This window comes from Solimonas soli DSM 21787, from assembly GCF_000474945.1.
Taxonomy (GTDB): Bacteria; Pseudomonadota; Gammaproteobacteria; order Nevskiales; family Nevskiaceae; genus Solimonas; species Solimonas soli.
The window spans coordinates 150,969-174,748 of sequence record NZ_KI440838.1 but is presented as its reverse complement, the minus strand read 5'-3'; the positions used below and the strand labels follow the sequence as shown (position 1 = coordinate 174,748).

The 23,780-nt window shown below is 68.9% G+C and carries 23 protein-coding genes; 3 read left to right on the top strand and 20 right to left on the bottom strand.

Annotation, left to right across the window (positions count from 1 at the left end; all coding sequences use genetic code 11):
* Nucleotides 1-11 precede the first annotated feature (11 nt).
* From K344_RS22310 to bioB, 8 genes are all read right to left on the bottom strand, one after another.
* Complete coding sequence (locus tag K344_RS22310; RefSeq protein ID WP_051362351.1) at nt 12-554, bottom strand: cytochrome c oxidase assembly protein; 543 nt, start codon at nt 552-554, stop codon at nt 12-14.
* Between the two features lie 167 nt (nt 555-721).
* A complete protein-coding gene (ctaD, locus tag K344_RS22305) occupies nt 722-2,380 on the bottom strand; it encodes a cytochrome c oxidase subunit I (protein ID WP_043114835.1) in 1,659 nt (552 codons plus the stop codon).
* 31 nt (nt 2,381-2,411) lie between these two features.
* A complete protein-coding gene (coxB, locus tag K344_RS0117190; RefSeq protein WP_043114891.1) occupies nt 2,412-3,650 on the bottom strand; it encodes a cytochrome c oxidase subunit II in 1,239 nt (412 codons plus the stop codon).
* Complete coding sequence (locus K344_RS22300) at nt 3,650-4,153, bottom strand: DUF2244 domain-containing protein (protein ID WP_169729316.1); 504 nt, start codon at nt 4,151-4,153, stop codon at nt 3,650-3,652. Before K344_RS22300 ends, coxB begins: the two co-directional genes overlap by 1 nt.
* Before the next feature lie 108 nt (nt 4,154-4,261).
* On the bottom strand, nt 4,262-4,960 hold the full coding sequence (bioD, locus tag K344_RS22295; protein ID WP_043114890.1) for a dethiobiotin synthase: 699 nt from the start codon (nt 4,958-4,960) through the stop codon (nt 4,262-4,264).
* A gap of 8 nt (nt 4,961-4,968) precedes the next feature.
* Nucleotides 4,969-5,760, bottom strand: coding sequence for a methyltransferase domain-containing protein (locus K344_RS22290; protein WP_043114832.1), 792 nt, complete (start codon nt 5,758-5,760; stop codon nt 4,969-4,971).
* Entirely contained in the window at nt 5,757-6,944 is a 1,188-nt protein-coding gene (bioF, locus tag K344_RS0117175; RefSeq protein ID WP_051362350.1) for an 8-amino-7-oxononanoate synthase, read from the bottom strand. Before bioF ends, K344_RS22290 begins: the two co-directional genes overlap by 4 nt.
* 8 nt (nt 6,945-6,952) lie before the next feature.
* Nucleotides 6,953-8,065 carry a biotin synthase BioB gene (gene bioB, locus K344_RS22285; RefSeq protein WP_084197571.1) on the bottom strand — a complete coding sequence of 371 codons (1,113 nt, stop codon included), beginning with the start codon at nt 8,063-8,065 and terminating at the stop codon, nt 6,953-6,955.
* Nucleotides 8,066-8,216: 151 nt separating this feature from the next.
* Here bioB and K344_RS0117165 point away from each other — a divergent pair, with 151 nt between their 5' ends.
* Complete coding sequence (locus tag K344_RS0117165) at nt 8,217-8,906, top strand: ComF family protein (protein ID WP_043114885.1); 690 nt, start codon at nt 8,217-8,219, stop codon at nt 8,904-8,906.
* Nucleotides 8,907-8,921: 15 nt separating this feature from the next.
* Here the strand turns inward: K344_RS0117165 and K344_RS22280 are convergent, their stop codons facing one another.
* The 11 genes from K344_RS22280 to K344_RS24360 form a co-directional block, all read right to left on the bottom strand.
* Nucleotides 8,922-9,797, bottom strand: coding sequence for an alpha/beta hydrolase (locus K344_RS22280; RefSeq protein ID WP_043114831.1), 876 nt, complete (start codon nt 9,795-9,797; stop codon nt 8,922-8,924).
* A gap of 81 nt (nt 9,798-9,878) precedes the next feature.
* Nucleotides 9,879-10,748: a 4-hydroxybenzoate octaprenyltransferase gene (ubiA, locus tag K344_RS0117155; protein WP_028081703.1), complete on the bottom strand. Its 870-nt coding sequence runs from the start codon at nt 10,746-10,748 to the stop codon at nt 9,879-9,881.
* A gap of 30 nt (nt 10,749-10,778) precedes the next feature.
* The gene (recG, locus tag K344_RS0117150; RefSeq protein WP_028081702.1) at nt 10,779-12,833 is read right to left on the bottom strand and encodes an ATP-dependent DNA helicase RecG; all 2,055 of its coding nucleotides are present in this window, start codon (nt 12,831-12,833) and stop codon (nt 10,779-10,781) included.
* A 43-nt stretch (nt 12,834-12,876) separates the two neighbouring features.
* Nucleotides 12,877-13,260: a RidA family protein gene (locus tag K344_RS0117145; RefSeq protein WP_028081701.1), complete on the bottom strand. Its 384-nt coding sequence runs from the start codon at nt 13,258-13,260 to the stop codon at nt 12,877-12,879.
* A gap of 63 nt (nt 13,261-13,323) precedes the next feature.
* Nucleotides 13,324-15,486: a RelA/SpoT family protein gene (locus K344_RS0117140; RefSeq protein WP_028081700.1), complete on the bottom strand. Its 2,163-nt coding sequence runs from the start codon at nt 15,484-15,486 to the stop codon at nt 13,324-13,326.
* Between the two features lie 116 nt (nt 15,487-15,602).
* Complete coding sequence (gene rpoZ / locus K344_RS0117135) at nt 15,603-15,866, bottom strand: DNA-directed RNA polymerase subunit omega (RefSeq protein WP_028081699.1); 264 nt, start codon at nt 15,864-15,866, stop codon at nt 15,603-15,605.
* 84 nt (nt 15,867-15,950) lie between these two features.
* Nucleotides 15,951-16,589, bottom strand: a complete 639-nt coding sequence (gene gmk, locus K344_RS0117130; protein WP_028081698.1) for a guanylate kinase — start codon at nt 16,587-16,589, stop codon at nt 15,951-15,953.
* Nucleotides 16,590-16,696: 107 nt separating this feature from the next.
* Nucleotides 16,697-17,341, bottom strand: coding sequence for a DUF305 domain-containing protein (locus tag K344_RS22275; RefSeq protein ID WP_051362348.1), 645 nt, complete (start codon nt 17,339-17,341; stop codon nt 16,697-16,699).
* Between the two features lie 2 nt (nt 17,342-17,343).
* Entirely contained in the window at nt 17,344-18,894 is a 1,551-nt protein-coding gene (locus K344_RS0117120; protein ID WP_028081697.1) for an LVIVD repeat-containing protein, read from the bottom strand.
* 129 nt (nt 18,895-19,023) lie between these two features.
* Entirely contained in the window at nt 19,024-19,890 is an 867-nt protein-coding gene (locus K344_RS0117115; RefSeq protein ID WP_028081696.1) for a YicC/YloC family endoribonuclease, read from the bottom strand.
* A gap of 235 nt (nt 19,891-20,125) precedes the next feature.
* Nucleotides 20,126-20,284, bottom strand: coding sequence for a hypothetical protein (locus tag K344_RS24360; RefSeq protein WP_051362347.1), 159 nt, complete (start codon nt 20,282-20,284; stop codon nt 20,126-20,128).
* A gap of 145 nt (nt 20,285-20,429) precedes the next feature.
* Here K344_RS24360 and K344_RS22265 point away from each other — a divergent pair, with 145 nt between their 5' ends.
* Complete coding sequence (locus tag K344_RS22265) at nt 20,430-21,266, top strand: glutaminyl-peptide cyclotransferase (RefSeq protein WP_084197568.1); 837 nt, start codon at nt 20,430-20,432, stop codon at nt 21,264-21,266.
* 134 nt (nt 21,267-21,400) lie between these two features.
* Nucleotides 21,401-22,588, top strand: a complete 1,188-nt coding sequence (locus tag K344_RS0117100; protein WP_028081695.1) for an acyl-CoA dehydrogenase family protein — start codon at nt 21,401-21,403, stop codon at nt 22,586-22,588.
* A 60-nt stretch (nt 22,589-22,648) separates the two neighbouring features.
* Here K344_RS0117100 and K344_RS22260 read toward each other — a convergent pair whose 3' ends face one another.
* Nucleotides 22,649-23,680, bottom strand: a complete 1,032-nt coding sequence (locus K344_RS22260; protein WP_043114830.1) for an ABC transporter ATP-binding protein — start codon at nt 23,678-23,680, stop codon at nt 22,649-22,651.
* Nucleotides 23,681-23,780 lie beyond the last annotated feature (100 nt).

The window sequence follows — 23,780 nt, the reverse complement described above, 5'->3', positions numbered from 1 at the left end:
TAGCTCCTGTCTCAGTTCTTCTGTGCAACGTCAGTGACATCGAAAAAGGTATACGCCAGCGTGATGCGGTCGATATCCCGCGGCAGCGCCGGATCCAGCGTGAAGACGACCGGCATGTGCTTCTCCTCGCCCGCCGCGAACGACTGTCGGCTGAAGCAGAAGCACTCGGTCTTGCGCAGGTACTGGGCGGCGTCGGGCGGCGCGATGTTCGGCACCGCCTGCGCGACGATCGCATGGTCCTGCGTGTTGGCGAAATCGAAGCTCACCGTGGTCATCGCGCCGGGGTGCACCACGACCTGCGCCTGGTCGGCCGCGAATTTCCACGGCCGGCCGCCATTGACCGTGGTCAGGAACTCGACCGTGACGGTGCGGCTGGTGTCGACCGCGACCGGCTTGACGGCGGACGCTTCGTTGGCGACGCGGCCGTTGAGGCCGATCGCGTAGCAGAGCTTGTTGTACAGCGGCACCGTCGCGAAGCCGAAGCCGAACATGCCGGCGGTGACGAACAGCAGGCGCACCCAGTGGTTGCGATTGCGGCGCTGCAGTCCGTTCATCTGCCCGCTCACTTGTGGGCGACCGAGTAGACGAACCAGCCGAGCACCACCGCCGCGAGCGCGATGTGCACCCAGAACAGCAGGACGTTGCGGCGCGAGCGGGCTTTGTCGTTCATCGTCGTTCGAGGTCTTGGCCGTCACGCACTCGAGGTGCGACGGCCCGATCCTCAGTGGTGCGTGGCCTCGGCGTCGTGCACGCCGGTGACTTCGGAGGCCGGCAGCTGCGGCGGATCCTCGAAGGTGTGGTAGGGCGCCGGCGACGGTACCGTCCATTCGAGGCCGCGCGCGCCTTCCCAGACGCGGGCCGGCGCCGTCTGCTTGCGGCCGAACCAGCCGTAGCAGCAGGCGAGCATGTTGAAGATGAAGATGAACTGCGAGAGGAAGAAGCCGAACGCGCCGATCGTGCTGACCTCGTTGAAGTCGGTGAACTGCACGGCGTAGTCCGGCACGCGGCGCTGCATGCCGGCGAGGCCGACGAAGTGCTGCGGGAAGAACGTCAGGTTGATGAAGATCGCCGACAGCCAGAAATGCAGCTTGCCGGCCGCCTCGTTGTACATGCGCCCGGTCCACTTCGGGATCCAGTAGTAGATGGCGGCGATGATCGAGAACACCGCGCCCGGCACCAGCACGTAGTGGAAGTGCGCGACCACGAAGTAGGTGTCGTGGTACTGGAAGTCGACCGGCGTCATGGCCAGCATGAGGCCCGAGAAACCGCCGATCGTGAACAGGAACACGAAGCCGAGCGCGAACAGCATCGGCGTCTCGAAGGTCATCGAACCGCGCCACATGGTCGCGACCCAGTTGAACACCTTCACGCCGGTCGGCACGGCGATCAGCATCGTGGCGAACATGAAGAACAGCTCGCCGGCCAGCGGCATGCCGACCGTGAACATGTGGTGCGCCCAGACGATGAACGACAGGAAGCCGATCGCCGCCGTCGCGTAGACCATCGAGTCGTAGCCGAACAGCGGCTTGCGCGCGAAGGTCGGGATGATCGTCGACACCACGCCGAACGCCGGCAGGATGAGGATGTAGACCTCGGGGTGACCGAAGAACCAGAACACGTGCTGGAACAGCACCGGGTCGCCGCCGCCGGCCGCCGTGAAGAAGCTGGTGCCGAAGTACTTGTCGGTGAGCAGCATGGTCACCGCGCCGGCGAGCACCGGCATGACGGCGATCAGCAGGTACGCCGTGATCAGCCAGGTCCACACGAACAGCGGCATCTTCAGCAGCGTCATGCCCGGCGTGCGCATGTTGAGGATCGTCACGACGACGTTGATGGCGCCGGTGATCGACGAGATGCCGAGCAGGTGGACCGAGAAGATCAGGAACGGGAAGGCGTTGCCGGTCTGCAGCATCAGCGGCGGATACATCGTCCAGCCGCCGGCCGGACCGCCGCCCTCCATGAAGAGCGTCGACAGCATCATCGCGAAGCCGAACGGCAGGATCCAGAAGCCCCAGTTGTTGACGCGCGGTAGGGCGAGATCCGAACAGCCGATCATCATCGGCACCATCCAGTTGGCGAGGCCGACGAAGCCCGGCATGACGCCGCCGAAGATCATCACCAGCGCGTGCATCGTCGTCATCGAGTTGAAGAACTCGGGCTGCACGAACTGCATGCCGGGATGGAACAGCTCGGCGCGGATGATCAGCGACATGATGCCGCCGATGAAGAACATGGTGAACGAGAAGAACAGGTACAGCGTACCCAGGTCCTTGTGGTTCGTGGTCTTGATCCAGCGCATGATGCCCTTGTCGGGGCCGTGGTGCGCGTGGTCGTCGTGTGCGTGAGCGTCGTGCCCGTGCTGCTCGTGTGTTGTCGCCATTGCGGTACTCCTGAGTTCTCTCTAGCGCGGCTTACTTGCGCAGCGCGGCAACTTGCGAAGGCTGGACGACGCTGCCCTTGTTACCCCAGGACTGGCGTTCGTAGGTGGCCACCGCGGCGATGTCCTCGTCGGACAGCTGCGGGAACGGCGGCATCAGATTCTTGCCCTTGAGGATCTGCTCGATGTGCGCCTCGGCCGGGCCGTTGGCGATCTTGCTGCCGTGCAGGCTCGGGAAGTTCGGCGGCAGGCCGGCGCCGCTGGCCTGGTGGCAGGCCGAGCAGTTGGCGGCGTAGACCTTCTCGCCCTTCGCCATCAGCTCGTCCTGGCCGAGCTCCTTGGCGGCGGCCGGCGCGGCGGCGGGCTTGGCGCCGGCGTTGGCGACTTCGGTGGCGGCCGGCGCAGGCGCAGCGGCCGGCGCGGCATCGCTCGCGGTGCCCGGCGCGGCGGCGGCGACTTCCGTCTTGCCGCCCTTCTTGCCGTCGAGGAAGGCCTTGAATTCCGCCTCGGGAACGGCGCGCACGACGATCGGCATGAAGCCGTGGTCGCGACCGCAGAGTTCGGCGCAGACGCCGCGATAGACGCCCGGCTGCTCGATCCGGGTCCACACTTCGTTGATGTAGCCCGGGATCGCGTCCTTCTTGACGGCGAACTCCGGCACCCACCAGGCGTGGATCACGTCGTTGGCGGTGATCAGGAAGCGGATCTTCTTGCCGACCGGCAGCACCAGCGGATTGTCGACATCGACGAGGTAGTTCGGCACCTTGGTCACGTCGACGCCGGAGCCGGTCTGGCGCGCGACGTTGGATTCCTGCGAGAGCGTGGAAAAGAAGGATACGCCTTCACCGACGTACTCGTACTGCCACTTCCACTGATAGCCGGTGACCTTCACCGTCATCTCGGAATTGCGCGTGTCCTCCATCTTGATCAGCGTGCCGGCGGCCGGGATCGCGAGGCCGACGAGGATCAGGAAGGGAATGATGGTCCAGGCGATCTCGACCTTGATGCTTTCGTGGAAATCGGCCGGCTTGGGATGCTTCGAGCGGCGGTGCTGGATGATCGAGTAGATCATCACGCCGAACACCAAGATGCCGATGATGGTCACGACCCCGAACACCCACATGTGCAGCTTGTGCACCTCATGGGCGATCTCGGTCACGCCGGTGGGCATGTTCCAGCCGTTGCTGGTCTGCGTGTACGCCACGGCCTGCAGCGCCGTCAGGGCCATTGCGGTACCTGCCGCGACTCGCGCCAGCCATCCCTTCATCGACATCATCGTTCTCCAAATGGCAACTCTTGCGCGGGCTCCCCGCCTCGCGCGCCCGGCGTCTTCGGCCGGACGGGTGACAATAGTTCCTGCAACCGCCCGTGCAACTGTTCCCGCTCTTCTTCCGTCAGGCAGCGCCCGATCTCGATCCGCTGGCCGGCGCAGCGCAGCAGCAGGCGACTCGGCGCATTGCGATGGGCGCCGGGCTCGAGCACGGCACGGGTCCACCAGCGCGACAAGCTCACCGTCGCCGAGGCACCGCGACCGAGCATGCCGAATTCCACATGCACCGTCTCCCCCGACATCCGGATCACTTCACGATAGCCATTGCGGCGCACCGAGACGTAAAGCGCGGTGCCCAGCGCCGCCAGTTCCAGTCCGGCAAATGGCAGGATCGGCCATAGCCCCCGCGCCGCCATCAGACCCGCAACGCCCAAACCGGTGGCCGCCATCAGTCCGAAGAACAGCCATGCCTGCCCGACCGTCAACGACGCGTTCGGACCGATCATCAGCTGCGTGTCCCGGAACATAGGGCGTGGCCGGCTCGTCAAGCCGCGGAATTGTAGTGCATCGCGTAAAAGCCGCGCAAAAGGTTTCGTGTGCGATAGCGGACACGATCAAGCGCGGCCGAGCAGACTGCGCGTCGCGCTCGTGTCCAGCGCGGCACGGTTGGCGGCGGCGTCACCGTCCGGCGGCAGCACGCCGAGACACGGCGCCGGCAGGCGCGCGCGCAGGCTGTCGAGATTGTCCTGCCAGCGCTCCTGCGGCGGCGGCAGCACGTTGGCGATCCAGCCGGCCAGCGTGGTGCGGCGCAGGATGGCCTCGACGCTGAGCAGCGCATGATTGAGACAGCCCAGGCGCAAGGCCACCACGAGCACGACCGGCCAGCGGTGGCCACCGACCCAGTCGGCGAAGTCGATGCGCTCGTCGAGTGGCACGCGCCAGCCGCCGGCGCCTTCGACGATCAGCAGCGCGTGGCGCGCTGCCAGCCGCGCGTGTCCCGCATCGAGGATCGCGGTGTCGATGCGCAGGCCGACATCGCGCGCGGCGAGGTGCGGCGCGATCGCCGCCGGCAGCGCGAGCGGATTGACGTCGGCGTAGGCGAGCCCGCCGCCGCTGGCGGCCAGCAGCTGTTCGGCATCGTCGTTGCGCCAGCCGTCGGCGGTCGCCGTGCAGCCGGCGGCGACCGGCTTGTAGCCGACCGCGTCGATGCCGATCGCGCGTGCGCAGCCGATCAGCGCGGCGGCGGCGCGCGTCTTGCCGACACCGGTGTCGGTGCCGGTGACGAACAGTGTGGCGGCGCCGCCGGTGGCCATGCCGCGCGTCACGGCGGCCGGCGCAGCAGCAGATAGAAGATTTCCCAGCTCGCCGCGATCGTGCCGTCGGCGTGCCGCGGCGCGTAGGCGGCCTCGAGCCGCGCCAGCGCCGACTTGCCGAGCCAGCGCTGGCGGCGCGCGGTGCTGGCGTTGACGGCGCCGATGTCGCGCAGGCTTTGCATGAGCGCCAGGGCATCACGGTGCCGCGGCCGGTACAGCGCCGTGTGCCGGTCGGCGAGCACGAGACCGGCCGCGCTTGCCTGGGCCAGCCAGCGATCCAGCGGCGCGAAGCGATGCACGTGTTCGTCGTCGTCGATCTGCCGCCAGGCCAGGCGCAATTCCTGCAAGGTCGCCGGACCCGGCACCGCCATCGCCAGCAGGCCGTCCGGCCGCAGCACGCGCGCCGCCTCGCGCAGCGCCGCCTGCGGCCGCGGACACCACTGCAGCGACAGATTGGCGTAGAGCAGATCGACCGAGGCCGCGGCGAACGGCAGCGCCTGCGCGTCGGCGACGACGGCGTCGCGCAGCGCCGTGCCGCGCGCGACATCGATCATGCCGGCGGCGCGATCGAGGCCGATGACGCGGGCATCGGGATAACGCTCGCGGAGCAGCGGCACGGCAAGGCCGGTGCCGCAGCCGAGGTCGACGATGCAGCGCGCCTGCGACTGCTGCGCGCCGAGCTGCTCCAGCAGCTGCGCGCGCGTCGTCGCCTGCAGCTGCGCCGCCTGCTCGTAGCGCGGCGCGGCCGCCGAGAAATTGCGCGCGGCGCGGCGCGCGTCGAGTGCGACGACGGCGCTCACGGCCGTTCGCGCAGGCCCGCCGCGAGCGCCGCCAGCAGCGTATCGATCTGCGCCGGCGTGTGCGCCGCCGACAGCGTGATGCGCAGCCGCGAGGTGTTGACCGGCACGGTCGGCGGACGGATCGCGGCGACCCAGAGGCCCTGCTCGAACAGGCGGCTCGACAGGCGCAGCGCGCGCGCCGCGTCGCCGAGCACGATCGGCTGGATCGGCGTCGACGAATCGCGCAGGGCGATGCCGAGCTGGCGCGCGCCGTCGCGGAAGCGGCGGATGTTGTCGAACAGCCGCGCGCGGCGTTCCGGCTCCGCGGCGATCAATTGCAGGCCGCGCCGCGCCGCGGCGGCGACCGCCGGCGGCGGCGCGGTCGAGAACACCCAGCTGCGTGCGCGCTGCACGAGATATTCGATGAGGTCTTCGCTGCCGGCGACGAACGCCCCGGCGGCGCCGGCCGCCTTGCCGAAGGTGCCGACGTGAATGTCCGGCGTCACGCCGAGCCGCTCCGGCGTGCCGCGCCCGGTGGCGCCGAGCACGCCGAAGCCGTGCGCGTCGTCGACCATCAGCGCCGCGCCCTGCGCGCTGCAGTGCGCGCCCAGTTCGCGCAGCGGTGCCAGATCGCCGTCCATGCTGAACACGCCGTCGGTCACCGCGAGCTTGAGCCGCGCCTCGGGCGCGTCGCCGAGCGCGCGCGCGAACGCCGCGGCGTCGCCGTGCGCGGCGCGCAGGTAATGCGCGCCGGACAGGCGCCCGCCATCGATCAGCGAGGCGTGGTTGAGTTCGTCGGCGACCAGCACGTCGTCGCGGCCGAGCAGGCCGCGCAGTACGCCGAGGTTGGCTGCCCAGCCGGTCGAGAACAGCAGCGCACGCGGCCGGCCGACGAAGGCGGCGACTTCCGCTTCGAGCTGCTGGTGTTCGCGGTTGTAGCCGCTGACCAGCGCCGCGGCGCCGCTGCCGGTGCCGTCGGCCAGGGCGCGCTTCGCGCTCTCGGCGAGACGCGGGTCGGCGGCGAGGCCGAGATAATCGTTGCTGCAGAAATTGACGCAGTCGCGGCCGTCGACCCGGATCGTCGCGCCGTGGCCGCCATCGATGACGCGCCGCGTGCGGTACAGATCGGCCGCGCGAATGCGCGCGAGCTCGGCCGCGAGATGGCTCGCCAGCGGCTTCACGGCGCGCAGATCATCGGCCGCCATCGGCGTGCTCAGTGACTGCTGCAGGACGACGCGCCGCCGCAGCCGCCCTGCGCCTGCCCGGCAGGCGCGTGGCCGCAGCTGTCGCCGCTCAGCGATTCGACGCGGCCTTCGATACGCATGCCGAGCCGCGCGATCAGCGCCTGGTCCTTGGCGTTCTGCGGGTTCTCGGTGGTCAGCAGGCGCTCGCCGTAGAAGATCGAGTTGGCGCCGGCGAAGAAGCACAGCGCCTGCATTTCCTCGCTCATCTGCTGGCGGCCGGCCGACAGGCGCACCTGCGACTTCGGCATGATCACGCGGGCGACGGCGATCATCTTCACGAAGTCGATCGGGTTGACCTCGTCCTGGCCTTTCAGCGGCGTGCCTTCGACCTGCACGAGGTTGTTGATCGGCACGCTTTCCGGATGCACGTCGAGATTGGCGAGCTGGCGCAGCAGCGCGGCGCGATCCTGCTGCTCTTCGCCCATGCCGACGATGCCGCCGCAGCAGACCTTGATGCCGGCCCCGCGCACGTTGTCGAGCGTCTGCAGACGGTCCTCGTAGGTGCGCGTGGTGATGATCTTGCCGTAGAACTCCGGCGAGGTATCGAGATTGTGGTTGTAGTAATCGAGGCCGGCGTCGGCGAGACGCTGCGCCTGCGCCGGCTTGAGCATGCCGAGCGTGACGCAGGTTTCCAGGCCCATGTCCTTCACCGCGCGCACCATCGCCTCGACGCGCTCGATGTCGCGATCCTTCGGCGAACGCCAGGCGGCGCCCATGCAGAAGCGCGTCGCGCCATTGGCCTTGGCTTCCTTCGCCGCTTCGACGACCGCGGCCAGCGGCAGCAGCGGCTCCTTCTTCAGGCCGGTCTCGAAGCGCACCGACTGCGGGCAGTACGCGCAGTCCTCGGGACAGGCGCCGGTCTTGATCGACAGCAGGGTCGACAGTTGCACCAGGTTCGGATCGTGGTACTGGCGGTGTATCGTCTGCGCGCGGAACAGCAGATCGTTGAACGGCAGGTCGAACAGGGCCTGGACCTCGGCCAGCGTCCAGTCGTGGCGCAGGCCGTCGTCGGCGCCGGCGCGCGGCGCGGTGTCCTTATTGATATCCGGAGACGAGGATGAGGGCGTCAGCACGGCGGACATGAGGCTTTCCTTCGCGAGGCCCTGGCCTCGTGTCAAATGATCGTATTTTGTTGTGGAGATTCCGCACTTGGCACGCCGAGGCGGCAGCTGCGGGGCTCACGGCGGCATGGTCTTGGAGCAAACGGGGACTTGTCAACTGAAAATGCACTTCATGGTTGACATCTGGCGCGCGGTTGCCACCGAGCTGGCGCCGCTGCGCTGCCAGTTCTGCGACGCGCCCTGCGCCGGCCTGCCGCTGTGCGCGGCCTGCCGCGCGACGCTGCCGTGGAACGATCCGGCCTGCCCGCGCTGCGCCCAGCCGCAGCATCACGATGGTGTCTGCGCCGACTGCCTCGCGCATCCGCCGCCGTTCGCCGCCGCCTGGGCGCCGCTGCGCCTGGCGACGCCGACGCAGCAGCAGATCCACGCCTTGAAATACCGCGCGGCCTTTCTCCACGCGCACGTCTTCGGCGAACTGCTGGCCGATGCCCTGCACGCGCGCGGCCGGCCCCTGCCGGACGTGATCATCCCGGTGCCGCTGCACCCGCTGCGCCTGTGGCGGCGCGGCTACAACCAGAGCGTCGAGCTGGCGCGCGCGCTCGCCCGGCGCGACGGCTTGCGCGTCGAACCGCGCTGGGCGGAACGCCGGCGCGCGACGCGCGACCAGATCGGCATGCACGCCGTCGAGCGGCGACGCAATGTGCGCGGCGCCTTCGTCGTCGATGCCGGCGTGCGCGATCTGCGCGTCGCCCTGCTCGATGATGTGATGACCACCGGCGCGACGCTCGCCGAGCTGGCGCGCGCCTGCCTGCGCGCCGGTGCCTGCCAAGTCGAAGCCTGGGCGATCGCCCGCGCACCGTAGGCGGTTCCGGCGCCTTCAGCGCGTCGCGGCCGGCGGCGCCTCACCGGGCACTGCCAGTCTTTGATCGAGGAACGCGAGTCCGGCGCGCAGCGGGCCGCGGTCGTAGAGAAAGGTCGTGAAATGGCCGGTGCCGTGCTGCAGGTACAGCGCGCACGGCACGCCGAGCGCGCGCAGGCCTCCGTACATGCGCCGCGAATTGTCGGCGCCGATCAGCCAGTCCCAGGTGCCGTGATAGAGCAACATCGGCGCGCTGTGCGCGCTGATGCGCGACAGCGGCGAGGCGTTCACGTAGGCGTCCCGCGCCTCGTCGAGCGGCGCGCCGATGTAGCGCTCGACGATGCCGGCGCGCGCCAGGCGCACGAGATCGGCCGGCATCGCGCCGAGCACGGCGGCGGCGATCGGCGGCACCTGGCGCGCCGGTTCGTCGGTCGCCACGACGCCGGCGATCTGCGCGCCGGACGAATAGCCCCACAGCGCGACGCGCCGGCGGTCGACGCCGAGTTCGTCGGCGTGCGCGTCGAGCCAGCGCAGCGCGGCGCGCAAATCGTCGACCGGCGCCGGATAGTGATAGTCCGGCGCGCGCCGGTAGTCGATGCTGAAGGCGATGTAGCCGTGCTCGGCGAGCGCCTGCGCGATGTGGATCATTTCGCCGCGCCCGCCGCGGAACCAGGCGCCACCGTGCAGCAGCACGACGGCCGGCCGCAGCGCATCGCCGTCGGGGCGATACAGATCGCCGCGCAGACGTTGGGGCCAGCCGTCCGGCGTATAGACGATGCCCGGCTGCATGCGATACGACAGCGGCGCGCGCGCCTCGAAGGACGGCAGCGCGCCGCGCTGCGTCGCGCAGGCGCTCGTCAGCAGCAGCAGGCAGGCGACAACGATCGGACGCATCGCGGCATATCGGCAGGCCCGCCATCCGGGGCCGCTCCATCCTGCCGCGGCGGTCTTAACGCCGACTGACGCCGCGCGGTCTCAGACGGCGTAGTCGAGCGCGAGGCCGAGCAGCACCGCCAGGCCGATGTTGTGACTGTGCAGGAAGGCGCGAAAGCAGGCGGCCGGCTCGCGCTCGCGGATCAGGCGCTGCTCGTGCAGCGCGCACAGCACGCCGACGGCGATGCCGGCGTGCCAGAAGACGCCGCGGCCATCGTGCACGCCGATGCCGATCAGCAGCGCGAACGACAGGCCCTGCAGGAGCGCGGTGGCCAGTCGATCGTGGCGACCGAAGAGGATCGCCGAAGATTTCACGCCGATCTTCAGGTCGTCGTCGCGATCCGCCATCGCGTAATAGGTGTCGTAGGCGATCACCCAGCAGAGATTGGCGGCGATCAGCGCCGTCGCCATGCCCCAGTCGACCGTGCCGCGCACCGCGGCATAGGCCATCGGAATGCCGGCCGAGAACGCGAGGCCGAGGATCGCCTGCGGAATCGCCAGCACACGCTTGGCGAACGGATAGCTGCCGGCGAGCAGCACCGCCGGCAGCGACAGCAGGATCGCGTCCGCATTGCGCAGCGACAGCAGCAGCGCGAAGGCAAGCAGCGAGAGCAGCACGAAGATCGCCACGGCTTCGCGCCCGCTGACCCTGCCGGCGGCGAGCGGCCGGTCCTTCGTGCGGCTGACGTGCGGATCGAAGTCGCGGTCGGCGTAGTCGTTGATCGCGCAGCCGGCGGCGCGCATCAGCACCGTGCCGAGCACGAACACCAGCAGCACGCGCAGCGGCGGCAGGCCGCGCGCCGCGAACCACAGCGCCCACAGCGTCGGCCACAGCAGGAGATAGATGCCGATCGGCCGATGCATGCGCGTCAGGCGCCACCAGTCGGCCAGCTTGTCTCGCGTCAGCGTCATCGTGCGCAGTATGGCATCGCGACGGCGGCTTCAGACGCGCGCGTAGCGGTCCGCGTCGCCGACCCAGCGTGCGATCAGCAGTTTCGCCACCTCGGGTTCCTCGGCGAGCCAGCGTTCGGCGAGCTGCTGCAGCTGCGGGATCAGCGGCGCGTCGCGCAGCGGGTCGGCGAGCTTCATGCCGATCTCGCCGGTCTGCCGGCGGCCGAGCAGTTCGCCGGGACCACGCAGTTCGAGATCGCGCTGCGCGATCGCGAAGCCGTCGGTCGTCGCGCGCATGGTCTCGAGCCGCGCGCGCGCCGCTTCGCCGAGCGGTCCCTGGTAGAGCAGCACGCACTGGCTCTTCTCGCTGCCGCGCCCGACGCGGCCGCGCAGCTGGTGCAGCTGCGACAGCCCCAGGCGCTCGGCGTTCTCGATCACCATGATGCTGGCGTTCGGCACGTCGACGCCGACCTCGATCACCGTCGTCGCCACCAGCAGTTGCGTGAGGCCGTCCTTGAAGGCGCGCATCTGTTCCTCCTTGGCCTCGCCCTTCATGCGGCCATGCACGAGGCCGACGCGCACGCCGGGCAGTTCGGCGCGCAGGCGCGTCGCCGTCGCCTCCGCCGCTTCGGCGTCCAGCTCGTCGGACTCCTCGATCAGCGTGCACACCCAGTAGGCCTGGCGCTTCTGCCGGCAGGCGTCGCCGATCCGCGCCAGGACCTCGTCGCGCTTCTCGTTCGACAGCACCACGGTCTGCACCGGCGTGCGGCCCGGCGGCAGCTCGTCGATCACCGAGATGTCGAGATCGGCATAGACGGTCTGCGCCAGCGTGCGCGGGATCGGCGTCGCCGACATGATCAGCTGGTGCGGCGCGCGCGCGCCGCCCTTGTCGCGCAATGCGAGACGCTGCTGCACGCCGAAGCGGTGCTGCTCGTCGACCACCACGACCGCCAGATTCCTGAATTTCACCTCGTCCTGGAACACCGCGTGCGTGCCGACCACCAGCGGCGCGGCGCCGCCGGCGATCGCCGCCAGCGCCGTCTCGCGTTGCGTCTTCTTGAGCTTGTTGGCGAGCAGCAGCGGCGCAAGGCCGAGCGGCGCGAACCAGCGCGCGAGATTCTTCTGATGCTGCTCGGCGAGCAGCTCGGTCGGCGCCAGCAGCGCCGCCTGCAGGCCGGCGCGCGCCGCGGCGAGCATCGCCACGGCGGCCACCACCGTCTTGCCGCTGCCGACATCGCCCTGCACGAGACGCAGCATCGGCTGCGCGGCGCCGAGATCGCGACAGACCTCGGCGATCACGCGACGCTGTGCGCCCGTCATCGCGAAACCGAGCTGGGCCTGCAGCTCGGCTTCGGCTTCCGCGGCGCGTGGCAGACGTGGCGACGGCCGGCTGCGCTGGCGCTGGCGCAGCACACGCAGGCTCAGCTGGTGCGCGAGCAGTTCCTCGCACTTCAAGCGGCGCTGCGCGGGATGCGTCTGCGCGAGCAGGCGCTGCGCGTCATGATCGTCCTTCGGCAGGTGGATGGCCTGCAGCGCGGCAAGCGTATCCGGGCCGTCGAGGCCCGGCAGCACCCGCATCAGCGCCGCGTCGCGTGCCGCCAGCTGCAAGGCCTGGGCGATCAGCTGGCGCAGACGCGGCTGCGCGAGTCCGGTGGTCAGCGGATAGATCGGCGTCAGCGTCGCCTCGGGCTGCAGTTCCTCGGCCTGATCGGCGACGCGATACTGCGGATGGACCATCTCGATGCCGGCCGCGCCGACGCGCGCCGTGCCGAAGGCCTGCAGCCAGCGGCCGTCGCCGAGATTCGCGCGCTGCGCTTCGTTGAAATGGAAGAAGCGCAGCAGCAGCGTGCCGCTGCCGTCCTCGATCTGCACGCGCAGCGTGCGTCGGCCGGCGAAGCGCACGTCGCTGCCGACGACGCGGCCGCGCACCAGCGCGTCCTCGCCGTTGCGCAGCTGCGCGATCGGCCGGTGCGCGCGACGGTCCTCGTAGCGCAGCGGCAGGTGGAACAGCAGGTCGCGCACGCGCTCGATGCCGAGCGCGCGCAGGCGCATGGCGACCGCCGGGCCGGCGCCCTTGAGAAAGGTCGCTTCGGTGTCGAGCGTCAGCGGCGGCTTCGCGCCGCCGGACACCGGCCGCGACGCAGCCAAGTCAGTCGACGACGATGATGCAGTCGGCCTCGACGCGCGCGCCGCGCGGCAGCTGCGCGACGCCGACCGCCGCGCGCGCCGGGAACGGCGCGCTGAAATACTGCGCCATGATCTCGTTGACCTTGGCGAAATGCGCGAGGTCGGTCAGGAACACGTTGAGCTTGGCGACCTGCGCGAGCGAGGCGCCGGACGCCTTGGCGACCGCCGCGAGATTCCTGAAGACCTGGTGGATCTCGTCCTCGATCGTCGCGTTGACCAGCTGCATGGTCTTCGGATCGAGCGGGATCTGTCCCGAGAGATAGACCGTGTCGCCGCAGCGCACCGCCTGCGAATAAGTGCCGATCGCCGCCGGCGCGTCGTCGGTATGAATGATCTGGCGGGCCATGCGTGTTCCCGGGATGAGGAGATCGCGCGATTGTCGGCGATGCCCGCGCGGCCGCCAAGGGTGTCAGACCCTCAGCACCTTCTCGACGCCCTCGATGCGGCGCAGGCGGCGCAGCACGCGCGCCAGATGCACGCGGCTCTTGACGGTGATGACGAAGCGCATTTCGATCGCCTCGCTGCCGGCGCGGTCCGGCATCTGCACGTTCTCGATCGACGATTCGCCGCCGGCGATCTCGGCCGTCACCTTGGCCAGCATGCCGCGCTTGCGGATCGACTTCATGCGGATTTCCGAGAGGAAGTCGCCCTGCACGCGCTCCGACCAGGCCAGCGGCACCCAGTCCTGCGGGCGCGCCTTGGCGTGCTTGCAGTCGAGGCGATGCACGACGATGCCGCGGCCGGTGCTGACGTGGCCGCGGATCTCGTCGCCGGGCAGCGGATAACAGCAGCGCGCGTAGTCGAGCACGAGGCCTTCGGTGCCCTCGATCGCCAGCGGCGCGGCGTGGCCGGGCTGCTTGGCGGCCTCGCCTTCCGGCAGGAAGTGCCGAGCCACCAGCGCGGCGAGCCGCTCGCCGGTGCCGATCGCCGCGAACAGTTCCTCGACGTCGCTCATCTGGTGCCCCTTGAGCACCGGCTGCAGACGCGCCTCATCCTTCAGCACGGCGGCGGGCACGTCGAGCTCGCGCATGGCGATTTCGAGCAGGCGACGGCCGAGGCGCACCGCCTCGTCCTCGCGCTGCGTGCGCAGGTAGCCGCGCACGGCGGCGCGCGCCTTGGCGGTCTTCACGAAGTTCAGCCAGGCGGCGTTCGGCCGCGCGTGCTTCGAGGTGATCACCTCCACCGTCTGGCCGTTCTTCAGATGCGTGTTGAGCGGTTCGAGCTGGCCGTCGAGACGCGCCGCGACGCAGTGGTCGCCGAGCTCGGAATGCACGGCATAGGCGAAATCGACCGGCGTCGCGCCGCGCGGCAGGCGGCGAATCTCGCCACGCGGCGTGAACACGTAGACCTCGTCGGGGAACAGGTCGACCTTGACGTTGTCGACGAAGTCGATCGCGTTGGTGCCGCCGAACTCGTCGAGCAGGCCGGACACCCATTCGCGCGCCCGTACCTGCGGCGCCGACTGGCTGTCGCGCTCGCCGAGCTTGTACTGCCAGTGCGCGGCGATGCCGCTTTCGGCGACATGGTGCATGTCGCGTGTACGGATCTGGATCTCGACCTTGTGGCCGCCGGGGCCGACGCAGGAGGTGTGCAGCGACTGGTAGCCGTTCGACTTCTGGTTGGCGATGTAGTCGTCGAATTCGCCCGGCACCGGCTTGTAGACATGGTGCGCGACGCCGAGCGCGCGGTAGCAGTCGTCGACCTTGCCGACGATGACGCGAAAGCCGAGCAGGTCGGTGACCTTCAGCAGCTTGAGCTTCTTGCGCAGCATCTTCTGGTAGATGCCGTAGACGTTCTTCTCGCGACCGACCACGCTGGCGCCGATACCCTCTTCGCGCAGCGCCGTCGACAGCTTCTGCTCGACCTCGCGGATCAGCTTGCGCGTGTCGCCGAGCTGCGCCTTGATCGCCTGCACCAGCACCGCGTAACGACGCGGATAGAGATTGGCGAACGACAGGTCCTCGAGTTCGGTGCGGATGAAGTAGATGCCGAGGCGCTGCGCGATCGGCGCGTAGATGTCCAGCGTCTCGCGGGCGATGCGCCGCTTCTTCTCCGGCGCCATGACGCCGAGCGTGCGCATGTTGTGCAAGCGATCGGCGAGCTTGACGAGGATCACGCGCAGATCCTGGGTCATCGCCAGCAGCAGCTTGCGGAAGCTCTCCGCCTGCATCTCGGCGCGCGTGCGCCCTTCCATCTTGGCGATCTTGCTGACGCCGTCGACCAGCGCCGCGACGTCGGCGCCGAACTCGGTCGCCAGCTGCTCGCGCGAGATGCCGGTGTCCTCGATCACGTCGTGCAGGATCGCGGCGATCAGCGTGGTGTGATCGAGGCGCATCTCGGCAAGGATGCGCGCCACGGCCAGCGGGTGATAGACGTAGGGCTCGCCCGAGGAGCGGCGCTGGCCCTCGTGCACGTTCTTGGCGAATTCGGCGGCGCGGCGCACCTGCGCGATCTGCTCGTCCGGCAGATAGCCTTCCAGCATGCGCGCCAGCGCGTCCATGCCGAACTCGCGTTCGGCGCGCTGCGTGCGCAGCGCATTGCCCAGGCGCTGGATGACGGAAAGCTGTTCCATGACCGGAGTATATGGAGGCGCGGCAGGGGCGGCGCAAGCGAAATCGCGCGGCCGCCGAAACGCGAAAGGCCCGCGCGAGGCGGGCCTTTCGGTCAAGCGGAAAAGGGATCCGGTGATCAGGCGTCGAACGAGGGGTCGAGCGCTTCGAGCTCCATCTTCGGCTGCTGGATCGCCGGCAGGTCGACCTCGTCGAGCACCGAGCGGTCGGTATAGCCCTCGGCGATCTCGCGCAGCGACAGCACCGTCGACTTGTGGTTGCCCCAGGGCAGGCGGGCCTCGGCGCCGCGCGCCAGCTGGCGGGCACGCTTGGCGGCGACCAGGGTCAGGTCGAACTGGTTGGGGATTCTGTCCAGGCAATCTTCAACGGTTACACGGGCCATGACTTGCTACCACCGGCATTTACATCTGAAGGGTCGCGCATGATACCGGAAAGCAGTCTCGCCGGCCAGAGCGCCAGTCGCCGGTCAGGCGCCGCGCCGCGCCAGCAGCTGCGCGACCAGGCCGGCGTGGCGGGTCAGCTGACGCTGGCTGCGCAGGCGCGGCTCGAGGAAGACCGCCGCCATCTCGGTCAGCGCCTGCTCGAAGCGCTCGTTGACGATCAGGTAGTCGTACTCGGCATGGTGCGAGATCTCGTCGTGCGCCTCCTGCATGCGCGCGGCGATCACCGCGTCGCTGTCCTGGCTGCGGCCGCGCAGGCGGCGTTCGAGCTCCTCCACCGACGGCGGCACGATGAAGATGCCGACCGCCTGCGGCCATTCGCGCTTGACCTGTCGCGCGCCCTGCCAGTCGATGTCGAGGATGACGTCGTGGCCGGCGTCGAGCAGGGTCCGCGTTTCCGACAGGCCGGTGCCGTAGCGGCGGCCGAACACGTGCGCGTGCTCGAGGAAATCGCCGCGCGCGATCTTCTCGAGGAAACGCGCTTCGTCGATGAAGTGATAGTGGATGCCGTCGACCTCGCCCGGCCGCGGCGCGCGCGTGGTGAAGGAAACGGAGATCGTGGCAGTGACGCCGTGCTTGGCAAGCTCGGGCACCAGCGCGCGCGTCAGGCTGGTCTTGCCGCCGCCGCTCGGCGCCGAAACGATGAAGAGGCTGCCCTGGCTCATGCGCGCTGCGTGTCGTTGGTCTTGATGTTCCGCGCCGGTCCGGCCGTGCGCGGAACTATAACATTCGCCTGCGCGCGGCCGGCCCTTCGCCGCCTGCGGGGACGCCGCTAGGCGCCGCCGAGATGCTGCAGCGCCAGCGCCATCGTCGCCAGCTCCTGCGTCTGCTGCGCGACGATCTCGGCGCCCAGCGCGCGCACTGCGTCGCTGCCGGCATTGCGCGCCGCGAAGCGCGCCATCGGCAGCCCGCCCTCGTGATGGCGGATCATCAGTCCGAGGAACAGCCGATCGCGCACCGGACCGTCGAGCCGGCGCAGGCGCTCCAGCTCCTCCTGTGTCGCCAGACCCGGCATGCCGCCGGCCGCATCGCGGCAGTCGCTCAGGTAGCGCTTCAGGGCGGCGTCCGGCGGCTCGCGTCCGAACAGCATCCAGTCCATGCCCGGCGTCGCCGGCAGCAGCGGCTGCCGCCACAGCTGCAGCCAGCCCTTCATCTGGCCGATCTCGAGCAGCTGCGCCGACTGGATGGCGCGCGCCAGACCGGCGAGCGGCGTGTCGCCGCGCCCGAGCAGGATCTGCGTCATGACGATGGCCTGATCGTGGTGTGCGCGCATGGCCTGCGCGAAGCCGACGTCGACCGGGTCCGGCGCAGGGGACGACGCCGCGGCCGATACCACGTGTCGGCCGAAACCGTAGCCGGCCGCGCAGGACACCGTCACGGCGAGCAGCGACAGTGCGGCGATGGCGAAGGCGCGCACGCTCAGTGGATCGGGAACACGCCGTTGCTGAACTGCAGGACCATGAAGCCGTTGTCCATGCACGTCACCCACAGCCGGTCGCCGACGAAGCGCGGCGGCGAGCTGCACCAGTCGGCGCCGAGATTGCCCGACAGCGGTCCGCTGCCGACGTTGGCGAGCAGCTGCGGCAGCGAGCCGACGAAAGCACCGACGTAGCGCGCGTCGATGCTCAGCGTACCGACGCTGACGCCGGAATCCGAGGTGTAGAGATCGGAGATCGGCGGCAGCAGGCCGCCGATCCAGGCATGCAGCGAGTGCTGCAGCGCCAGGCCCTTGCCGGTCTGCGCCGGCGGGTTGTAGTAGGCGATCTCGCGCACGCGCCGCGGATCGCGGATGTCGAAGACGCGCACGCCGGACTGGAAATAGCCGCAGGCCAGCGCCGTCGGATCGGCGGCGCGATCGACCGCGCAGTAGTGCGACTCGTAGCCGAACAGGCCGTCGCCGGCGGTGTCCGCGGTGCGCAGCGCAGCGTTCTCCTTGAACTGGATCTGCAGCTGGATCTGCCGCACGACCGCGGGCCGCGACGGATCGGTGATGTCGATGATATGGATGCCTTCCGAATCGAATTCGTCGGGCGCGATCAGGTATGGCCTGCCCTGCCAGGTCACCGGAATCGCATGCTGGCCGCAGCTGAACGGATTCCAGGTGACGGAGCCGAGCTGGCGGATCTGCGGCACGGCCTTGCGCTCCTGCACGTCACTGACGTCGAGGATGGCGACGCCGCCGGGGAAGCAGGTCGCGAGGTACATCGTCTTGCCGTCGGCGCTGAACTCGGCGCCGTGATTGGCGGGGAATCCCTGCAGGCCGGTGTAGACGATCTTCGGCCGGCCCGGCCCGGCCACGTCGATCGCGGTGATCGAACCGCCGATCAGGCCGGTCGCCCAGTAGGTCAGGCCGTCCGGCGCCCAGTTGCCTTCGTGGCCGAGCAAGTTGTTCGGCAGTTCGAGTCCGGTGCCGCCGAGCGCATTGAGATGAACGGGATGCGCGCAGTCGGCGATGTCGTAGACGTCGAAGAAGGCGGCGCCGGTCAATGCGCCGACGGCGACGCCGCCGAGCAGCTTGCGCGGTTCGTTCACCTTGAGCGACTCCCAGGTGCCGATCAGCATCGACGGCCCCGCCAGATTCGTCGCGCGCAGCGGCTGCGCCGGATCGCTGGCATCGACGACCAGCACGCCGGGGTCGGGCGCCAGCGCCTGCAGCGGATCGAGCAGCACGCCGCTGGTCGACAGATACGCGCAGGTGCCGGACGACGGACTGACGACGCTGGCGCCAGCACCCTGATACTGGCCGACGAGTTCGAGGTTGCAACGGTAGCCCTGCAGATTGCGGCCGCTCTGGCGATCGGCGAGCGGCACCTGGCCCTGCACGCCCGTCTCCGGTTGCGAACCGGGACCGCACTTCGCGAGCGCGACCTCGGAACCTTCATCGACCGCCGCGGGATCGCTGCTGCCGCAGGCGACCAGCAAGGACATCAGCGCCGCGACCAGCGCGGTGCGGCAAGCGAGCATCGACATGGCACTCCCCCATCGTCTTGTATGCGGCGTCTTGTGTGCGGCAGTCCTGCCGGCTTCGCGAGCCGACGCCACCGTCGATGCCACTATAAGACAGCCGCAGCCGCGCGACAGCCCGTGCGCCGCCTCGCGCTACTCGATGTTCTGCACCTGCTCGCGAATTTGCTCGATCGCCACCTTCATCTCCACCGCGCAGCGCGTCATCTCGGCGTCCTGCGATTTCGACGACAGGGTGTTGGCCTCGCGGTTCAGCTCCTGCATCAGGAAATCGAGACGGCGGCCGACCGACTCGCCGCGCGCCAGCGAGGTCTTCACTTCCTGCAGATGGCTGAGCAGGCGCGACATTTCCTCGTCGACGTCGAGGCGTTGCGCCATCAGCGCCAGTTCCTGCGCGAGCCGCTGCGGCTCCAGATCGACGCCGAGTTCGGCGCAGCGCGCCTGCAGACGCGCGAGCCATTGCTCGCGGACCAGCGGATGCCGCGCGCGCACCTCGCCGACCAGCGTCTCGATCGCCGCGCAGCGCTCGACGATGTACTGCAGCAGGCGCTCGCCCTCTCTGGCGCGCGCCGCCGCGAAATCGCGCAGCGCCGCGTCGAACAGCTTGCGCGCCTCGGCGAGCAGCGGCGCGAAGTCGGCCTGCTCCTCGCGCACCACGCCGGGATAGGCGAGCACGCGCATCGGCTCCGGCACGCCGGTCGCGCCGAGTTCGGCGGCCAGCGCGTCGAGCGCGGTCTTCAGCTGCGCGATGCGCGCGTGGTCGAGCTCGATCTGATCGGCGCCGGTCGCGTCGCGCGTGTAGCGCAGCCCGCATTCGACCTTGCCGCGCGCGATCCTGCCGCCGGCCACCTGCCGCAGCTCGCCTTCGAGCACGCGGAACTCCTCGGGCAGCTTGAACTGCACGTCGAAGTAGCGGTGATTGACGGAGCGCAGCTCCCAGGCCAGACGTCCCCAGGGAAACGCCGCCTCGGCGCGGGCATAGCCCGTCATGCTGTGAATCATGGATGGGGACTCCCCGTGGAGGTCGCCGCCGGTGCGGCGGGACGATGCGGTGCCATTGTAGCGGCGGCTTCGTCGGGCGTCGGGGAACGCGATCCTGAAGAAAGCGCGGCTAGTCGAAGACCGAGTAGCCGCGGCGTCAGGAGTGAAGTGCCTCTTTGAACTTATTGGAAGTGGGCGGCAGTCTGTGCGGCTTTGGTCCTCTCGTCGAGAGGGCCGCCCTTGCGACGAGACCTGCTTACTTCTTCTTCGCCGTCTTCTTGGTGGCCTTCTTGGTTGCCTTCTTTGCCGCCTTCTTGGCAACCTTCTTCACCGCCTTCTTCACCGCCTTCTTGGCCGGAGCCTTCTTGGCAGCCTTCTTCGTCGTCTTCTTAGCAGCCTTCTTCGCAGTCGCCATCTTTACATCCTCCTCGTTTCACAAGGTTCGCGGAAATCTCCGCGCAGATTTGGAAAACGCCCACTTGCGTGTTTCCACGTTGTGAATTTTTACTGATAAAAAGTTTTCAAATCAACGTCTTCATCCGGAACGATTTCATAAGATCATGCGTGCACCGCTCATCCGCATCATGCTTTTCGTCATCGCGACGACACTTGCATGCAATGACGCGATGGCCTTGAAACGTAGCTCTGACGCGGATTTCAAGGCATCGTCATCTTTGCGATACGAGGTCGTTCGCATGCTTGCGCATGCACGCGAAGACTTCACCGAAGGCCTCGAAATCTGCGATGGCGCGATGCTCGAGAGCACCGGCCTTTACGGCCTTTCTGCGCTAATTCGGAAGCGAATCGACGATGGCGCGGTGCTGCAGCGGCGTCCGCTGCCGGCCGCCGTGTTCGGCGAAGGCATCACCTGTTCGGGTGGTCACGTCTATCAACTGACCTGGCACGAACAGCTCGCGGTCGTCTATGACGCGCGCGACTTCACGCCGCAACGCGTGCTGCATTACGAGGGCGAAGGCTGGGGCCTCACGCACGATGCGCGGCATCTCATCATGAGCGACGGCAGCGCGACGCTGCGCTTCCGCGACCCCGATGACTTCCATGTGGTGCGCAGCATCGAGGTGCGCGACGGCGACACGCCGGTCACGCGCCTCAATGAACTCGAGTACGCGCGCGGCCTGATCTTCGCGAACATCTGGCAGACCGATCGCGTCGCCGTCATCGACCCGGCCGACGGCGTCGTGCGCGCCTGGCTCGATCTCGGCGCGCTCAGTGCCCGCTTCGACAAGCCGGCAAACTGGAGCGCGAGCGACGACGTGCTCAACGGCATCGCCTACGACGCGCCGCGCGACCTCTTCTACTTCACCGGCAAGCGCTGGCCGGCCCTGTTCGAGCTGCGGCTGCACGGCTTGCCGAAGCCCTCGCGCCAGCCGCATTGAGCGCTCGCGCTCACCGCTTCCGGCTCGTTCGGTAATCTTCATTTCTCCACGCCCGCGCGTGGCTCGCGATGCATTGACCTTCGCGCGAGGCGAGTCTTATATAGCGCTTCGAACTCAGCCCGGGAGCGCCGGTAATGCAGCTTACGCACGAGCATCAGGAGATTTACCGGACCACGAAGCGCTTCGTCGAGGAAGAACTGAATCCGCACGTCGATGCGTGGGAGCGCGCCGGCATCTGGCCGGCACACGAGATCATGAAGAAGATGGGCGCGCTCGGCCTGCTCGGCATCACCAAGCCGACGGCCTACGGCGGTCTCGGCCTTGACTATTCTTACGAGGTGCTGTTCGCGCAGGCGCTCGGCAACTGCAAGTGCGGCTCGGTGCCGATGGCGATCGGCGTACAGACCGACATGGCGACGCCGGCGCTCGCCCGCTTCGGTTCCGACGCGTTGCGCCGCGACTATCTCGCGCCGGCGATCAGCGGCGAGATGGTGGTGTCGATCGCGGTGTCCGAGGCGGGCGCCGGCTCCGATGTCGCCGGCATCCGGACGACGGCGCGCAAGGACGGCGGCGATTACGTCATCAATGGCTCGAAGATGTGGATCACCAACGGCACGCAGGCCGACTGGGCCTGCATGCTGGTCAACACCTCCGACGGCAAGCCGCACCGGAGCAAGAGCCTGATCGTCGTACCGATGGATGCCAAGGGCATCGACCGCAAGACCAAGCTCGACAAGCTCGGCATGCGCGCCTCCGACACGGCGATGATCTTCCTCGACGAGGTGCGCGTGCCGCAGCGCAACCTGATCGGCCAGGAAGGCATGGGCTTCACCTACCAGATGCTGCAGTTCCAGGAGGAGCGGCTGTTCGGCGCCGCCAGCGGCATCGACAATCTCTTCAACCTCATCGATGACACGATCGCCTACACCGGCCAGCGCCAGGCTTTCGGCCGGGCCCTGCTCGACAACCAGGTCGTGCATTTCCGCCTCGCCGAGCTGCGCACCGAGGTCGAAGCGCTGAAGGCGCTGATCTACCAGTCGACCGAGGACTATGTCGCCGGCCGCCGCTCGCCGGAACAGCTGGCGATGCTCGCCAGCATGTGCAAGCTCAAGGTCGGCCGCGTCTCGCGCGAGGTGACCGACGCCTGTCTGCAGTTCTGGGGCGGCCAGGGCTTCATGTGGGACAACGTCGTGAGCCGCGCCTACCGCGATTCGCGGCTCATCTCGATCGGCGGCGGCGCCGACGAGGTGATGCTCAGCATCATCTGCAAGCTGATGGGCATCCTGCCCGGCAAGAAGCGCGCGGCGCCGGAAGCCGCCTGAACCGGCCGCGGCCTTTGGCGGAGAGGACGAAGCCGCGGCGCGAGCCGCGGCCTTTTCGTTTCAGCGCATCGCCAGAGCGGCGGTCTCGAGATCGACGATGCCGTCGCGGCCGAACTCGCTCGCGTAATGGCACAGCGCGACGGCGCCGTCCGCATATCGGCGGTAATGCGGCGGACGCCGCGTGCACTGCTCGTCGGCCATCGGGCAGCGCGACACGAACAGACAGCCGACCGGCGGCGCGTAGGGGCTCGGCAGCTCGCCGTCACGGGCGCGGAAGCCGCGGAATGCCTCGTGACCGGGAATCGCCGCCAGCAGCGCGCGCGTGTACGGATGGCGCGGCGTGCTGAACAGCGCCTCGCGATCGGCCTGCTCCATCAGCTTGCCGAAGTACATCACCAGCACGCGGTCGCTGATGTGGCGGACCACGGCGAGATCGTGGGCGATGAACAGGATCGCCAGATCGTAGCGGCGCTGCAGCTCGCGCAGCAGGTTGACGATCTGTGCCTGCACCGAGACGTCGAGCGCCGACACCGGCTCGTCGCAGATCAGCAGCTTCGGACGCACGATCAGGGCGCGGGCGATGGCGACGCGCTGGCACTGGCCGCCGGAGAATTCATGCGGATAGCGCTCGGCGTCGACGCCGTCGAGCCCGACCTGTTCGAGCATTTCTCGCACGCGGTCGCGGCGCTCCTCGCGGCTCATTTCCGGATACAGCGCTTTGAGCGGCTCGCCGATGCTGCGGCCGATCTTGTGCCGGGGATTGAGGCTGGCGAGCGGGTCCTGGAACACCAGCTGCACGTCGCGGCGCAGCGCGCGCCAGTCGCGCTTGTGCAGGCCTTTGAGCTCGCGCCCTTCGAAACGCACCGAGCCGGCAGTGATGCCCTGCAGTCCGACCAGCACGCGGGCCAGCGTCGACTTGCCCGAGCCCGACTCGCCGACCACGCCGAGAATCTCGCCGCGGTGCAGGTTGAAGTTGAGATCGTCGATTGCGCGCAGCGTCGGTGCCGGCTGCCAGGGCAGCCAGCGCCGGCCACGGTAGTGCACGCGCAGCTGGCGTACCGCGAGCAGGGGAGTTTGGTTATCGCTGTTCAAGCTGTTTCTTTATCGATCGTTGGCGCACGCGCGGTCGCGTGCAGCGGCCGTTGTGAGCAGGGCCGAGGTCGCGATCCCGCGCACAGCCGTACACGAGTAC

Bases quoted from the DNA above. Each gene is read 5' to 3' on its own strand.
- K344_RS22310 (WP_051362351.1), bottom strand. From the start codon at position 554: ATGAACGGACTGCAGCGCCGCAATCGCAACCACTGGGTGCGCCTGCTG.
- ctaD (WP_043114835.1), bottom strand. From the start codon at position 2,380: ATGGCGACAACACACGAGCAGCACGGGCACGACGCTCACGCACACGAC.
- coxB (WP_043114891.1), bottom strand. From the start codon at position 3,650: ATGTCGATGAAGGGATGGCTGGCGCGAGTCGCGGCAGGTACCGCAATG.
- K344_RS22300 (WP_169729316.1), bottom strand. From the start codon at position 4,153: ATGATCGGTCCGAACGCGTCGTTGACGGTCGGGCAGGCATGGCTGTTC.
- bioD (WP_043114890.1), bottom strand. From the start codon at position 4,960: ATGGCCACCGGCGGCGCCGCCACACTGTTCGTCACCGGCACCGACACC.
- bioF (WP_051362350.1), bottom strand. From the start codon at position 6,944: ATGGCGGCCGATGATCTGCGCGCCGTGAAGCCGCTGGCGAGCCATCTC.
- bioB (WP_084197571.1), bottom strand. From the start codon at position 8,065: ATGTCCGCCGTGCTGACGCCCTCATCCTCGTCTCCGGATATCAATAAG.
- K344_RS0117165 (WP_043114885.1), top strand. From the start codon at position 8,217: ATGGTTGACATCTGGCGCGCGGTTGCCACCGAGCTGGCGCCGCTGCGC.
- K344_RS22280 (WP_043114831.1), bottom strand. From the start codon at position 9,797: ATGCGTCCGATCGTTGTCGCCTGCCTGCTGCTGCTGACGAGCGCCTGC.
- ubiA (WP_028081703.1), bottom strand. From the start codon at position 10,748: ATGACGCTGACGCGAGACAAGCTGGCCGACTGGTGGCGCCTGACGCGC.
- K344_RS0117145 (WP_028081701.1), bottom strand. From the start codon at position 13,260: ATGGCCCGCCAGATCATTCATACCGACGACGCGCCGGCGGCGATCGGC.
- K344_RS0117140 (WP_028081700.1), bottom strand. From the start codon at position 15,486: ATGGAACAGCTTTCCGTCATCCAGCGCCTGGGCAATGCGCTGCGCACG.
- rpoZ (WP_028081699.1), bottom strand. From the start codon at position 15,866: ATGGCCCGTGTAACCGTTGAAGATTGCCTGGACAGAATCCCCAACCAG.
- gmk (WP_028081698.1), bottom strand. From the start codon at position 16,589: ATGAGCCAGGGCAGCCTCTTCATCGTTTCGGCGCCGAGCGGCGGCGGC.
- K344_RS0117120 (WP_028081697.1), bottom strand. From the start codon at position 18,894: ATGTCGATGCTCGCTTGCCGCACCGCGCTGGTCGCGGCGCTGATGTCC.
- K344_RS0117115 (WP_028081696.1), bottom strand. From the start codon at position 19,890: ATGATTCACAGCATGACGGGCTATGCCCGCGCCGAGGCGGCGTTTCCC.
- K344_RS24360 (WP_051362347.1), bottom strand. From the start codon at position 20,284: ATGGCGACTGCGAAGAAGGCTGCTAAGAAGACGACGAAGAAGGCTGCC.
- K344_RS22265 (WP_084197568.1), top strand. From the start codon at position 20,430: ATGCGTGCACCGCTCATCCGCATCATGCTTTTCGTCATCGCGACGACA.
- K344_RS0117100 (WP_028081695.1), top strand. From the start codon at position 21,401: ATGCAGCTTACGCACGAGCATCAGGAGATTTACCGGACCACGAAGCGC.